The following is a 13,076-nucleotide window of genomic DNA, read 5'->3' as shown; positions in this document are numbered from 1 at the left end:
TATGGTAAAAGTAAATTCTCATATTAGTAGTTACAATCCAAATGATGCTATTTTTCTATTAAAAGATATTAGTGATTTAATGAAAGAAAGTTCCACGGAAACTAGAGAACAAGCAATTCAAGCTGGCACACATTATTCCGAAATGTTACCAATGGAATATAAACCCTCTAAAGCGTATATGGATTTATTCTTTTCTTCCCTGCAACAATACAAACACAAACTAGCCATCGCTGTTGGAGTTGTCGCCGAACAGATTATACAAACTAAAGGAACTAACCTTGTCCTCGTTTCATTAGCTCGTGCTGGTACACCTATTGGCATTCTTATCAAACGCTACATACGCTATCAATACAACCTTGATGTACCTCACTATTGTATTTCTATTGTTCGCGGACGCGGTATTGATGAAAATGCACTCCATTATATTTTGGAACATCACCCTAAAGAAACAATTCAATTCATTGATGGGTGGACTGGAAAAGGTGCAATAAAAAAAGAATTAGAATATGCAGTACACACATTTAACGAACGAAATAATACACACATTTCTCATTGTATGGCTGTGCTTGCTGATCCCGGTTACTGTACTTCAATTTACGGTACACGTGAAGATTTTCTTATTCCTAGCGCTTGCTTAAATGCAACAGTCTCTGGACTCATTAGCCGCACTGTACTAAATGACACCTATATCGGTCCAAATGATTTTCATGGTGTTAAATATTATAAAGAGCTAGAGCAAGAAGACTTATCAAATTTCTTCGTTGATGAGGTAACAGATTTATTCCCTTCTGTTCATTCTCATATAGATAATCAATTACGTTATATTACTTCAACTTACACTGATCCCTCTTGGCAAGGATTAAAAGATATACAGTCTATCCAAAATCACTTTGAAATTGACGATATTAACTTAATTAAACCAGGAGTCGGTGAAACAACTCGCGTATTACTCCGGAGAATACCGTGGAAAATTTTAATACGTAAGCAAAACAATCCCGATTTAAAGCATATTTTACTTCTTGCTAAAGAAAAGAATGTCCCTATTGAAATCTATGAGAATATGGCTTATTCATGTTGCGGGCTCATTAAGCCTCTTAAGAGGGAAACGATATGATTTTCGCCAGTGATCTTGATCAGACGCTTATTTATTCCCGGAAATCGTTTCGTGCCCCTATAGAAGATGAATCAATTCAACTCATTGAAACTTTAGATGGGAAAGAAATTTCTTTCATATCACATAAAACCATTTCACTACTAAAAAAATTGCAACTGCACTCACATTTCATCCCAGTTACAACAAGAACTATTGAGCAGTTTCAGCGTATTTCTTTATTCCAAGACGAAATCATTCCCGAATACGCCATTACAAGTAACGGCGGTAATATCCTTCATAACGGTAAACAAGATGGTACTTGGAACAGGATAGTAAAAGAAAGACTATCGTTTGAATGTATAGAGGGAAACGACATACTAAAGGAATTTGGACAAATAGCTCATAAAGATTGGGTTATATCACAAAAAACAGCTGATGATCTATTCCATTATTGCATTATTAAACGGGAGAACATTCCTTATGATGAATTATCATCCTTCACTTCCTGGTTAGACAAACAAGGCTGGAATCATTCACTTCAAGGTAGAAAGCTATACTTTGTACCAAAACCAATTAACAAATGGGACGCCGTGCAATATATAAAAGAAATTTTGCAAATAGATACGATTATTACAGCTGGGGATTCTTTACTTGATTTATGCATGCTTGAAAAGGCGAACCATGCCTTCGCACCACTTCATGGTGAGTTAGGGGCAATGCATGATAACTTACAACCTCATATTTTAAAAACAGACGCAATCGGCATATATGCCGCAGAAGAAATCGTAAATAAATCACTTCAAATTATTCACAGTTCATTACCTACCTCATGATCATAATATGCACAATTGCATACGCACCACAATTAAACAAATGGTACAATCTATTTGAATCGCTGTTGCTACACTTCTTGATTAAAGAAAAGGCGTTAACACGGAAATTAGCGTCTTATCAACCTCAAGCAATTGGCACATTTTGTCATCTTAAAAGACACTCCACGAGTGTCTTTTTTTCTATATCCAACAAGGACTTACTCATTTCAAAGTATAAATACATAAAATAATGTAAATCATTACACGCATGAATCACTTTCTAAAAGTTATAAAGTAGATTCAAAATAAAAAAGCACTCTTAACTAGAGTGCTTTTTACTTTCAAACAAGGAGGCTACATATATGGATAGTACTCTCGTATTTAACTTCGGCATTAGTATTGTCATTATTTTATTTGTCTTTTTTGTACTTTGTATGAGCGGGGTATAAAAAGGCGATTTTCGGGCGTCTTTTTATACATACATATGTATTACTTGACTTCTATAAAGGTAGTAACCATAATAGTTACAGATATACAAATAACTATTCACATATCCACAAATAGGAGGAAGAAAAATGAAACATGTAATCGTTTATGCACACCCGAATACAGAAAGCTTCAACCATGCGATTTTAGAAACGGTAAAAAGTGAATTAGAAGGAAAAGGTCACGAAGTACGCGTTCGCGATCTATACGAATTAAACTTTAATCCAGTATTAGGCGCTTCCGATTTCATCTCATTTTCTAAAGGAAATACACCAGAAGATATTAAAGAAGAACAAGAACATATCTCTTGGGCTGACAGCATTACATTTATTTATCCAGTTTGGTGGGCGGGACTTCCTGCTATTTTAAAAGGATACGTTGACCGTGTGTTTAGCCATGGATTTGCTTATGCTTACGGTGAAAACGGTATTGAAAAGTTATTAAGCGGTAAAAAAGGATTGTTATTATCTACAATGGGTAATACGAAAGAGGCATACACAGCAGGCGGCATGTTTGATGCAATGAAGAAAACAGCGGATGTTGGTATTTTTGAATTTACAGGCATTGAAACAATTGAGCATACATTCTATACAAGTGTTCCTTCTGTGGATGACAGTGTGCGTAAACAATATCTTGAAGAGGTTAAAGACGTTGTGAATCGTGCTTTTTAATAAAATTATATCAGTGATTTTCTAAATATATCAGCGATTTTCTAAATATATCAGCGATTTTCTAAATATATCGGCGCAACTCAGATTATATCGGCGATTTTTCAAATATATCGACTTACCGACAAAAATCGACACTAGTCACAACTGAATGTTAGCCTACACCAATCGGGCTGCCCGCAAATATTAGAAAAAAAGCTGTTCCAAAGTTTGGAACAGCTTTCTTCATTACATCTTCTCAATCCACTCCGTCAAGTTATGAACAACTTGCGTTGGTTGTACTTCATATTCTGTTAACTTCTCCACATTTGTGACTCCAGTGTGGACAAGAAGGGTATGCATGCCAGCATTTATTCCTGCTAAAATGTCTGTATCGTAGTTATCCCCAACCATTAATGCTTCATTTTTTTCTATGCCAAGTACTTTTAAAGCTTGTTCCATAATGATTGATTCTGGTTTTCCGATAAAGATTGGATCCACACCTGTTGATACTGCTACAACTGATGTTAATGAGCCGTTACCTGGTAATAATCCGCGCTCAGTCGGAATGGCAATGTCTCCATTTGTGGAAATAAACGTTGCGCCGTTACGCACAGCAAGACACGCTTTTGCTAACTTTTCATATGTGATGTCACGATCTAAACCAACAACAACGAAATCAGGATTTTCATCCACAAGTTCAAATCCTTTTTCCACAAGTGCATCGTGTAAGCCTTCTTCACCAATCATATATACAGTTGCGTCTTGTTTACGTTCATAAATGAAGTTCGCAGTCGCCATACTCGTTGTGAATACTTGCTCTGCTTTCGCTGGAATATCGAAACGAACAAGTTTTTCTGCCACTTGTTCTGGTTTACGCGTTGAGTTATTCGTAACGAATAAATAAGGAATGCCGCGCTCTCCTAATGCTTTTACGAAGTCGCTTGCCTCTTCAATTTGTTCTTCCCCGCGATACATCGTACCGTCTAAGTCAATTAAGTAACCTTTATACATTGATTATGTCTCTCCTTCTATGCTAACGTTCTCACCTTATCATACCACTCTTATATTACCCGCTTTTTCCAAAGAAAAAAACGCTTTACCTAAAAGCGCCCCATAACGTTCATTTTTTCTCTTTTACTTGGTAAGAACAACTACAATCGCCCTCACACATATTTGCTAACGTCTTTACATCTGCTCCTGCAAATAAACGCTTATACATCTCTTTTTCATCTTTACATACTTGCGGGAATCTCTCTGCAATTTCCTTTAACGGACAGTTTTGTTTTTCAATTACGAAAGAATTCTCTCCATCTCTCTTTATTTGAACCATATAACCGTTTTTCTCTTGCATAGCTGCTATCTCTTGCACTTTATATGCTAAATTCTTTTGATTACTCACTCTCTTTTGTAACTGTTCTTCCATTCGCTTCGTTCTCTCTTTTAAAACGTAACGAAGTATTTTTTCATCACCCATTCGAGCTAAATCTTCTAGCATATCAATCGCAAATTGCTTATACTCTTTCGGGAATGTATCTTCTCCCTTTTCACTTAATCCATACAAATAAGTTGGTCTTCCGACATGTTGCCTTACCATCTTAGAATAAATAAGTCCGTCTTTCTCAAGATTACTTAAATGTCTTCGGATCGCCATTTCTGTAATCTCTAAAACGTCAGCTAGTTCAGCTACCGTGTGCTCTCCCTTTACTTTCAACAATTGTACAATTTCGTCTTTTGTCGTACGTGCTTCCCCCATACTTCACCCTTCTCCCTTTTCTTTCTCACATACAATATAAGATCCCCAAAAGGCATTCTCTGGGGATCTTATAAGCATAATTATTCTGGTACAAATGCAGATACAGGTCCTAATTCCTTTTCTAAATAACTGCGAATATTTGCTGGGTATTTTTCTACCACTGCAATATGTTTTTGAATCGTCTTATATAATTCATCATGATTCATTTGAATATAGTCTTGCGTAAGCATTTTTCGAAGAAGGATAATTTCTTTCATCCCTTGTCCATCTTCTTCACTTATCACTCGCTCGTCCATTAAAATATCAATAATATCTTCATAGCTTCCTGGATCGCGCATAATAAATCCATCAATCATCGCATTCCCGGCATCTAATACACAATCAATAATAAGATGGGCTATGCGCTCTAATGCGTAAAATTCAAACTCGGTTTCATATATCTTTTTCTCTTGAAATGTACTTGTTGCTCGTTCTAAACATACTAGCATTTGTTCTATTTTCTTTCTGTCTACAAAATACATGAATGTCACCTACCTGGAAATTAAAGCATTTACATTTTAATTGTAACGCTTTCTTCTGAAAAAATCGACAATTTTTCGAATTCACCTTTTCTCCGTTATTTGTTATAGTTATATTTGTATGATTTTTGAAATTGGAGGAATGGAATCTTGGAACGTGAACTCGCACTAGAAATTGTCCGTGTAACAGAAGCAGCAGCCTTAGCATCCGCACAGTGGATGGGCCGCGGAAAGAAAAATGAAGCAGATGATGCAGCAACTACAGCAATGCGTGATATGTTCGATTCAGTAAACATGGCAGGTACAGTTGTAATTGGTGAAGGAGAACTTGATGAAGCACCGATGTTGTATATTGGTGAAGAACTAGGAACAGGTAACGGTCCAGAAGTAGACATCGCCGTTGATCCATTAGAAGGTACAAACATCGTTGCAAAAGGTCTTGCAAATGCAATGGCAGTTATTGCAATCGCAGACAAAGGGAACCTTCTTCATGCTCCTGATATGTACATGGAAAAAATCGCGGTTGGTCCAAAAGCAGCTGGTAAAATTAGCTTAGATGATCCAATTGAAAAAACAATTGAAATTGTAGCAGAAGCTAACAATAAAAAGATTCGCGATCTAACAGTTATCGTTCAAGAACGTGAACGTCATCAAGATATTATTGACCGTGTTCGTGCAAAAGGTGCACGCGTAAAATTATTTGGTGACGGTGATGTTGGTGCGTCAATCGCAACAGCACTACCTGGAACGGGTATCGACTTATTCGTAGGTATTGGCGGAGCTCCAGAAGGTGTTATTTCTGCAGCAGCATTAAAATGCCTTGAAGGTGAAATGCAAGCTCGTTTAGTTCCAATGAACGAAGAAGAAGAAGCTCGTTGTCGTGAAATGGGATTAGAAGATCCTCGTCAACTTCTTATGTTAGATGACTTAGTATCTGGGGATGATGCAATCTTCTCAGCAACTGGTGTATCTGCTGGTGAGTTATTAGACGGTGTTAAATTCCTTGGTGGAGATTTAGCTGAAACATACTCTATCGTAATGCGTTACAAAACAAGAACAGTACGATTCATTAAAACGCATCACCATTTAGATCATAAACCACACTTAAACTTAGATATTTAATAAAGGAGCCATGTGTATGGAAGAACGTTTCTTTCTGTACGACGATACTGTCGCTACAAAAACTCGTTTCGTTAGCTTTATGGGAGAAAATGAGCGTCACGATTTAGCGCTATTATACTCCGATCGTCATTACGGTAAAACAATTGTCCTTGATATGCAACGCAATAAATTTGCAATCATCGGTGCTGACGATTTAAACGAACCAGGCTACTTAGAGCACGCATTTTCTATGACTGAAGAAATTGCAGAAGAATTACGCTCATTTTTATTTGAACTTATATAATTTATCGTATGCACCAGCTATTTTAGCTGGTGTTTTTTCATTGTAATTATTTTTAATTTTCAAACTAATATGTTATAATTAAGAATAAATCTATTTGGATAGAAAGGACGTTATCTACGTATGCCAACATTTACTTTGTAATGGACCAGCAATTGGATAGCATTACTCTCAAAAAAGCACCACGCTTTTTCAAGGGAGTAGTCTGCCCATTCCCATTACAAAGGAACGTAACGCATCTGTAGTATGATGTTTACGGAGGTTCCTAAGGGAACCTCCTTTTATTTTTGTCTTTTTCTCATGTCTTCATACTACAAGACATCCAAATAGCTGTATTACGTTCCTTTGCCACTACTATAAGAGGTGAAGGAAAATGCAGAAAGTACAACTTTCTTGGAGTTTATATGAAAATGAACAAAACACAATCGAAAAGTATTGTAAAAATTGCAGACGCACTACCCTATTTACCGACACAAATATTCGTAGGCATAACGCCAACGGAAAAAACATATACCGCTTTGCCATTTATAAATGTCCGAAAGATCATACGTGGAATCAAAAACTGCGTATTTATAAATCATTTACTGATCACGTTGAAACAGTCGATATGACGCAGCAAGATCAAGCCGAAACAACTACTACTATTTCCATTATGCAACATAAAGAAAACGGCATAGCTAAAATCACGATCGTATTAGACATCGTTTTCGGTTCCCACCGCATCGATAAAGCCTTATCCACATATATTTCCGACTGGAGCCGTACACGCATTGTGGATAAAATTAAAAATGGGAATATTCAATTGAATGGACAACAAATGAAGCCAAATACAATACTATCTGAAGGAGATTATATCTCGATTTGTTTATAATGCAAAAAATCCTCTTACAATCGTAAGAGGATTTTTTTATTTCTTCACTTTTCGCAATACGAAGTGTGCACAACCGAAGTTACAGTACTCGTATAAATACTCCGTTAACGTACTAATTTTCGTATCATATGTCGCACGTTGGTTACTATCATCAAAGAATCCGCGCAGTCTAAGTTGCTCATATCCCCAGTCTCCAACGATATAATCATATTTATTTAAAATTTCTGCATAGCGCTCTTTAAATGCTTCTTCACTAAAACCGTCACGAAAGTTTTTAATTACTTCGTACTGAACATTATTAATGCTCACCGTAGCATGAATCTCTTGCTTTTGCTCCATCATTAACTTCCTCTCTAAGCATTCTTCTTTTTATCGTATCACAAAGCATAACAACCAACAATTTCAAATACAAAAAATTGAAAATTAGTGCATGCTATGGAGAAGGAGGTGATACATCGTGAAAAAACAAATTATACTCTCTCTCCTCACTCTTTCCTTATTTGCAGGCTGCCAATCAACGAATAAAGCCGAAATGGAACGTGAAGAAGGAAGCCGTGTTCTTGTTTCCAACAAAAACGACATGTATCATACGGAAAATACAAATACACGATTAACGAGAGTCGGTTATTCATCTAAACAAAAGCATGAAGTGTCTAACAAACAAGTAGGGGCCATTAACCGTGAGAAAGTCGCTGAAATGATTACAAGCATGACAGTCAAACTTCCTGACGTTACAAACGCTGCTACGCTCGTTACCGATGATGAAGTATTTGTTGTATACCGTGCAAACACAACGGATCCAAAACTCGTAGCGGATCAAGTATATAGAGCTGCTTTGTCCATCGTCCCTCGCTATTATAAAGCATATGTATCAACAGACCAAAAGTTGATTTCCCAAATTCAAGGTCTTCAATCTGGCGCATTAAATGATACAGAATATACGCAAAGCCTCGATATGCTAAAACGTGAAATGAGTAAAAATCCTCATTTGAACAATACGGGAGATCAGACTTTGAATGATATGATTAAAAAGTAAAACAGGTGGAGAAAATCTCCACCTGTTTTACTTTTTATTTTTTATTACGATTCGCATAAACCTCCATCGCATCACACATAAATTGCGCTAATCCCTCACCAAACTTATCGATATTTTTCGTGAAGCGCTCATCAGCGACGTACATTTGACCGAGTCCTTTAAAAGCATCTAATGAATATGCACCGAAGTTTTGCAAGTAATCGTACCACACTCCAATTGCTTCTTGTGCCTCTTTAGAATCTGGTGCTCCGTGTCTAAGCGCTGCTAAATTTCTATAAATAGCATTAAACTCCTCTTGGTTCTCTTTTGACATACCTTTTGCATATTCGTTCGCTTTATCTACAGCTGCATCTCCCCATTTTTCACGTGCTTCTTCTTCATATGGGTTATGGCTGAAATCGAATCCTTCAAATTTCTCTTTGTTCGTCATTTCAATCTCTCCTTTTGTATGCTGAATTGTTTTATCAATTGTCGCAATCACTTTATCTAATCTAGCACGCTTTTCAAGAAGCATTTTCTTATGAAGCTGTAGTGCCTCTTCGCGATCAAATGATGGACTCATGATAATCTCTTTAATCTTTTTCAAAGGGAAGCCTAGTTCTTTAAAAAACAAAATTTGCTGCAATGTCTCTAAATTTTCATTGGAATACAGACGATATCCAGACTCTGTCGTCTCGTCCGGGGTTAACAACCCAATTTCATCGTAATGATGCAGTGTGCGCACACTAATTCCAACTAAATCAGCTACTTCTTTTACTCTCATTGTCATTTGTATCTCCCCCTTAGTACATACGATAAAGTATGACGCAACGTTAGAGTCAATAAGTAAATTCATTTTATCTTAAAAAGTTTCATCTCTCCTATATTTGATGCATAATAGTTATGTACATATATTAGAAAGCGGTGAAAGTATGGTTTCAAATACTGTAATTGCCAGCATCATCTTTCAACTCATTGTCTCGATTCTGGTCCCAATTATTGTACTCGTTTATTTCCGTAAAAAATATAATATGAATTGGAAAGTAGTCGGCATTGGTGTTCTTATCTTTATCGGATTTACTCAAATTCTTGAAACACCATTCCACCTATTTATGCGCGGTAATCCAACAATCGCTCCATTTTTAGAAAATCCGTTTGTCTTCGCAATTTATGGCGGATTGACTGCTGGTATTTTTGAAGAATTAGGACGCTTCGTTGCCTTCTTCTTCTTACTAAAAAAATATCTAGAATATAAAGATGGCTTCGCTTATGGAATTGGTCACGGCGGAATTGAATCTATTTTAATTGGCGGTTTTTCTGCATTACAAGCATTAATCTTTGCTAATTCTATTAACGATGGTAGCTTCGCTCGACTGATTGAACAAAAACCCGAGCTGAGCATTTTACAGGACATGTTAATTCAGCAACCTGCCTACTTATACTTCCTTGGTAGCTTAGAAAGAATTATGGCGCTCGTGCTTCAAATTGCCTTTACAATGCTTGTTTTATACGCAGTAAAACAGAAGAAATATATCTTCATAGTATACGCTATACTATTCCACGCATTTGTAGACTTTTTCGCGGCACTTTACCAAACAAAAACAATCAATATCTTCGTTGCAGAAGGAATTACACTTCTTTGTACAATTGGCGCTGTCGTTCTTATTCGCAAAATGAAAGCGAAATTAATGAGTGTACTGGAGTAAAAAATAAACCACCAATCGGTGGTTTATTTTTTATGGATTGTCGCAATGATGATAGCTTTTTCCTTCTTGCAGCTCCCTCTTTGTTTCTGCATCTATAACGATATATTTATGAAACTCTTCTACTTCATTTTGAGAAAAGGAAGCAAAAAAATAAACTTGGCGATCAGGATGAACAAAAAAATCTTGAAGCATCACACTACTCCGACAACCCACGGCTGTTTTTTGTAGGAAAGAAAATTCTTCATCGGGCACTTCTTTAAATAAGATTTTTTTTCGAACACTATATGCTGCATTATTGTATTCTTTATAGATTTTCTTATCTAACTGTTTATAAAAAATATCCTCACTCACAAATGACTTATTTCGATTGCTTGGATAATTTACTTTTTGATTCGACTCTGCACAAGTTGTGGACAAGTGTATTAAAAAACAAAGACTAACTACAATACATATCATTTTATTCATGATTGCACCTCAAATGTTCATTATCCACATTACTTTTCCACATATTTAAATCCATATGCCGTTTTACAAGAAAAAGGAATTATTTCCACATTTGTCGAAGTATATAGCGTCAACTTGAAAGATGGGGATAAATTATGAAGAAAATTATTGTAATACGACATTGTTCAGCAACTGGGCAAAAACGTGATGCTGAATTAACGACCGATGGAAAAGACCAAGCAAATACCCTTGCTACATTCCTCTTAGAAAATCATCTACAAATCGATCATATTATTTCAAGCCCATTTGTCCGAGCTATCGATTCCATTCGGCCCTATGCGCTCCAAGCTAACTTATCTATCCAAGAAGATGAACGATTAACTGAACGCATATTGAGCAACGTTCCAATGGATGATTGGATGCAAAAACTAGAATCTACTTTTACAAATATAGATATTGCCTTTTCAGGCGGAGAGTCAACAAAACAAGCAACAGACCGTGCCATATCGCTTATTCAAGACGTTTTACAATTAAACCATACAACAACACTACTTGTTACACATGGCAATTTACTTACGCTCATTTTAAAGCATTTTAATCATACGATTGGCTTTAATGAATGGAGAACTTTAACGAATCCTGATATTTACGAAATTACAATCGACGAACAATGTATCATAAAACGCTTATGGGAAGCATCGTCTAAGTAATATCCCTTTCCAAAACATTCAGTTGACGCCACGAGAAGAAACTGTACTAATAATAGAAAGGGGTATCACTCCATATGTACGAAGATGTACTTGCTCTACTACATAAAACAAATGTTTCTTATGAAAAATTTGAACACGAACCAGTACTCGATTATGAGACAGATCGGATTGTACGTGAGAGACTCGGCTTACAAGGCACTCCAAGTAAAAGCTTATTTTTAAAATCAAAGTCTGGAGATTATTACGTATTTTTTACGTTAGAGGGCACAAGGCTCAACCGGGGAGAGATGAAAGAACTAACAGGAGAACGCTTATCTCTCTGTTCTCCTGATGAACTGCGAGACAAAACTGGTTGTACGCCGGGATGTGTGGCTCCTTTCGGATATTCACACGATGTAACAATTATTGTGGATAACGCTATTTATACGTACGATAAAATTTTAATTACACCTGGTGTACCTGAATTTACAATTGAATTATCCACAGAAGAATTAAAAAAGATTTTATTAACATGTCCAAATACCGTTTTAGAGTATAAACAAAAAGAGAGCTAATCGTTAGCTCTCTTTTTTCATTATTTAGCTTCTGCTGTTTTTTCTTTTGCAGAACGTACTTGCTCGTCCGCATGGTAAGAAGAACGCACAAGTGGGCCAGCTTCACAGTGGCTAAATCCTTTGCTAAGTGCAATTTCTTTAAGCTCTGCAAATTCTGCTGGTGGGTAATATTTAAGAACTGGTAAGTGCTTCTTAGATGGTTGTAGGTATTGCCCAAGAGTTAAAATATCCACATTGTTTGCACGTAAGTCATCCATTGCTTCAATTAAATCTTCTCTCGTTTCACCTAAGCCCACCATAATGCTCGATTTAGTTGGAATATCAGGCTGCATTTCTTTCGCTCGACGTAAAAACTCTAATGAACGTTCATATTTTGCTCTAGCGCGAACTCGGTCAGATAATCGACGTACTGTTTCAATGTTATGGTTTAAAATATCTGGTTTTGCATCCATTAACATTTTTAAGTTTTCTTCTACTCCACCCATATCAGATGGTAATACTTCGATAGACGTGAATGGGTTTTTACGACGTACTGCTCGTACTGTTTCAGCAAAAACAGCTGCTCCCCCGTCCTTTAAATCATCACGTGCAACCGCTGTTATAACAACGTGCTTTAAGCCCATTTGTACTACTGAATCTGCCACGCGTTCTGGTTCTTGTAAATCAAGCTCAGTTGGTAAGCCTGTTTTAACCGCACAAAAACGACAAGCACGTGTACAAACCGCACCTAAAATCATAAATGTTGCTGTTTTTCTTACAGCCCAGCATTCATGAATATTCGGACATTTTGCTTCCTCACAAACTGTATGAAGATTTTTAGAACGCATCATTTTCTTTAAGCCTGTATAGTTTTCATTCGTGTTTAACTTAATTTTCAACCATTCGGGCTTGCGCTTATATTCTGTTTGTTTTGTCATGGTTATCAACTCCGCACAATATGAAATAGTTTACCGTGTTCGCTTCTTTCAATGTAACATATCTATTCTAACGTATGAAAGCGATTTGCTCAAATGAAGATTCTAAGATTTTTTCCAATCGTTCCCTATAATGAAATACTCCGTA

General features: G+C 36.5%; 17 protein-coding genes. 10 read left to right on the top strand and 7 right to left on the bottom strand.

What is annotated here, in order from left to right; all coding sequences use genetic code 11:
* Position 1: 1 nt before the first annotated feature.
* The 3 genes from ACK1U5_RS23815 (at position 2) to ACK1U5_RS23805 (ending at position 3,062) form a co-directional block, all read left to right on the top strand.
* Positions 2–1,114: a cysteine protease StiP family protein gene (locus ACK1U5_RS23815; RefSeq protein WP_000241504.1), complete on the top strand. Its 1,113-nt coding sequence runs from the start codon at positions 2–4 to the stop codon at positions 1,112–1,114.
* Positions 1,111–1,926, top strand: coding sequence for an HAD family hydrolase (locus ACK1U5_RS23810; protein ID WP_000575383.1), 816 nt, complete (start codon positions 1,111–1,113; stop codon positions 1,924–1,926). Before ACK1U5_RS23815 ends, ACK1U5_RS23810 begins: the two co-directional genes overlap by 4 nt.
* Positions 1,927–2,480: 554 nt before the next feature.
* Positions 2,481–3,062, top strand: coding sequence for an NAD(P)H-dependent oxidoreductase (locus ACK1U5_RS23805; protein WP_000683436.1), 582 nt, complete (start codon positions 2,481–2,483; stop codon positions 3,060–3,062).
* A gap of 225 nt (positions 3,063–3,287) precedes the next feature.
* Here ACK1U5_RS23805 and ACK1U5_RS23800 read toward each other — a convergent pair whose 3' ends face one another.
* The 3 genes from ACK1U5_RS23800 to ACK1U5_RS23790 form a co-directional block, all read right to left on the bottom strand.
* Positions 3,288–4,052, bottom strand: coding sequence for a TIGR01457 family HAD-type hydrolase (locus ACK1U5_RS23800; protein WP_113710570.1), 765 nt, complete (start codon positions 4,050–4,052; stop codon positions 3,288–3,290).
* A 109-nt stretch (positions 4,053–4,161) separates the two neighbouring features.
* Positions 4,162–4,794, bottom strand: a complete 633-nt coding sequence (locus ACK1U5_RS23795) for a helix-turn-helix transcriptional regulator (protein WP_000503350.1) — start codon at positions 4,792–4,794, stop codon at positions 4,162–4,164.
* Positions 4,795–4,874: 80 nt separating this feature from the next.
* The gene (locus ACK1U5_RS23790; RefSeq protein ID WP_000273999.1) at positions 4,875–5,315 is read right to left on the bottom strand and encodes a DUF86 domain-containing protein; all 441 of its coding nucleotides are present in this window, start codon (positions 5,313–5,315) and stop codon (positions 4,875–4,877) included.
* A gap of 147 nt (positions 5,316–5,462) precedes the next feature.
* Here ACK1U5_RS23790 and glpX point away from each other — a divergent pair, with 147 nt between their 5' ends.
* From glpX to ACK1U5_RS23775, 3 genes are all read left to right on the top strand, one after another.
* Complete coding sequence (gene glpX / locus ACK1U5_RS23785) at positions 5,463–6,434, top strand: class II fructose-bisphosphatase (RefSeq protein ID WP_000439090.1); 972 nt, start codon at positions 5,463–5,465, stop codon at positions 6,432–6,434.
* A 16-nt stretch (positions 6,435–6,450) separates the two neighbouring features.
* The gene (locus ACK1U5_RS23780; RefSeq protein ID WP_000392606.1) at positions 6,451–6,717 is read left to right on the top strand and encodes a DUF3055 domain-containing protein; all 267 of its coding nucleotides are present in this window, start codon (positions 6,451–6,453) and stop codon (positions 6,715–6,717) included.
* Between the two features lie 370 nt (positions 6,718–7,087).
* Positions 7,088–7,585 (top strand): cytoplasmic protein, encoded by a 498-nt coding sequence (locus tag ACK1U5_RS23775; RefSeq protein ID WP_113710569.1) that lies wholly within the window; start codon positions 7,088–7,090, stop codon positions 7,583–7,585.
* A 36-nt stretch (positions 7,586–7,621) separates the two neighbouring features.
* On the opposite strand, the gene ACK1U5_RS23770 is transcribed toward ACK1U5_RS23775, so the two are convergent.
* The gene (locus ACK1U5_RS23770) at positions 7,622–7,924 is read right to left on the bottom strand and encodes a YutD family protein (RefSeq protein ID WP_000435943.1); all 303 of its coding nucleotides are present in this window, start codon (positions 7,922–7,924) and stop codon (positions 7,622–7,624) included.
* Positions 7,925–8,042: 118 nt separating this feature from the next.
* Here ACK1U5_RS23770 and ACK1U5_RS23765 point away from each other — a divergent pair, with 118 nt between their 5' ends.
* Positions 8,043–8,621 carry a YhcN/YlaJ family sporulation lipoprotein gene (locus ACK1U5_RS23765; RefSeq protein WP_000744038.1) on the top strand — a complete coding sequence of 193 codons (579 nt, stop codon included), beginning with the start codon at positions 8,043–8,045 and terminating at the stop codon, positions 8,619–8,621.
* A gap of 34 nt (positions 8,622–8,655) precedes the next feature.
* On the opposite strand, the gene ACK1U5_RS23760 is transcribed toward ACK1U5_RS23765, so the two are convergent.
* On the bottom strand, positions 8,656–9,390 hold the full coding sequence (locus tag ACK1U5_RS23760; RefSeq protein WP_113710568.1) for a MerR family transcriptional regulator: 735 nt from the start codon (positions 9,388–9,390) through the stop codon (positions 8,656–8,658).
* A 100-nt stretch (positions 9,391–9,490) separates the two neighbouring features.
* On the opposite strand from ACK1U5_RS23760, the gene ACK1U5_RS23755 reads away from it, so the two are divergent.
* Positions 9,491–10,306 carry a YhfC family intramembrane metalloprotease gene (locus ACK1U5_RS23755; protein ID WP_113710567.1) on the top strand — a complete coding sequence of 272 codons (816 nt, stop codon included), beginning with the start codon at positions 9,491–9,493 and terminating at the stop codon, positions 10,304–10,306.
* Positions 10,307–10,336: 30 nt separating this feature from the next.
* Here the strand turns inward: ACK1U5_RS23755 and ACK1U5_RS23750 are convergent, their stop codons facing one another.
* Positions 10,337–10,771 (bottom strand): hypothetical protein, encoded by a 435-nt coding sequence (locus ACK1U5_RS23750; protein WP_113710566.1) that lies wholly within the window; start codon positions 10,769–10,771, stop codon positions 10,337–10,339.
* A 134-nt stretch (positions 10,772–10,905) separates the two neighbouring features.
* Between ACK1U5_RS23750 and ACK1U5_RS23745 the strand changes: the two genes are divergently transcribed.
* Together ACK1U5_RS23745 and ACK1U5_RS23740 are read left to right on the top strand one after the other, a co-directional pair.
* Positions 10,906–11,460: a histidine phosphatase family protein gene (locus tag ACK1U5_RS23745; protein WP_000721050.1), complete on the top strand. Its 555-nt coding sequence runs from the start codon at positions 10,906–10,908 to the stop codon at positions 11,458–11,460.
* Positions 11,461–11,534: 74 nt separating this feature from the next.
* Positions 11,535–12,014 (top strand): YbaK/EbsC family protein, encoded by a 480-nt coding sequence (locus ACK1U5_RS23740; RefSeq protein ID WP_000272747.1) that lies wholly within the window; start codon positions 11,535–11,537, stop codon positions 12,012–12,014.
* Positions 12,015–12,034: 20 nt separating this feature from the next.
* On the opposite strand, the gene lipA is transcribed toward ACK1U5_RS23740, so the two are convergent.
* Positions 12,035–12,931: a lipoyl synthase gene (gene lipA / locus ACK1U5_RS23735; RefSeq protein WP_000166372.1), complete on the bottom strand. Its 897-nt coding sequence runs from the start codon at positions 12,929–12,931 to the stop codon at positions 12,035–12,037.
* Positions 12,932–13,076 lie beyond the last annotated feature (145 nt).

Source organism: Bacillus sp. XB1 (assembly GCF_053557995.1).
This window is presented reverse-complemented; position numbering and strand designations above follow the sequence as displayed.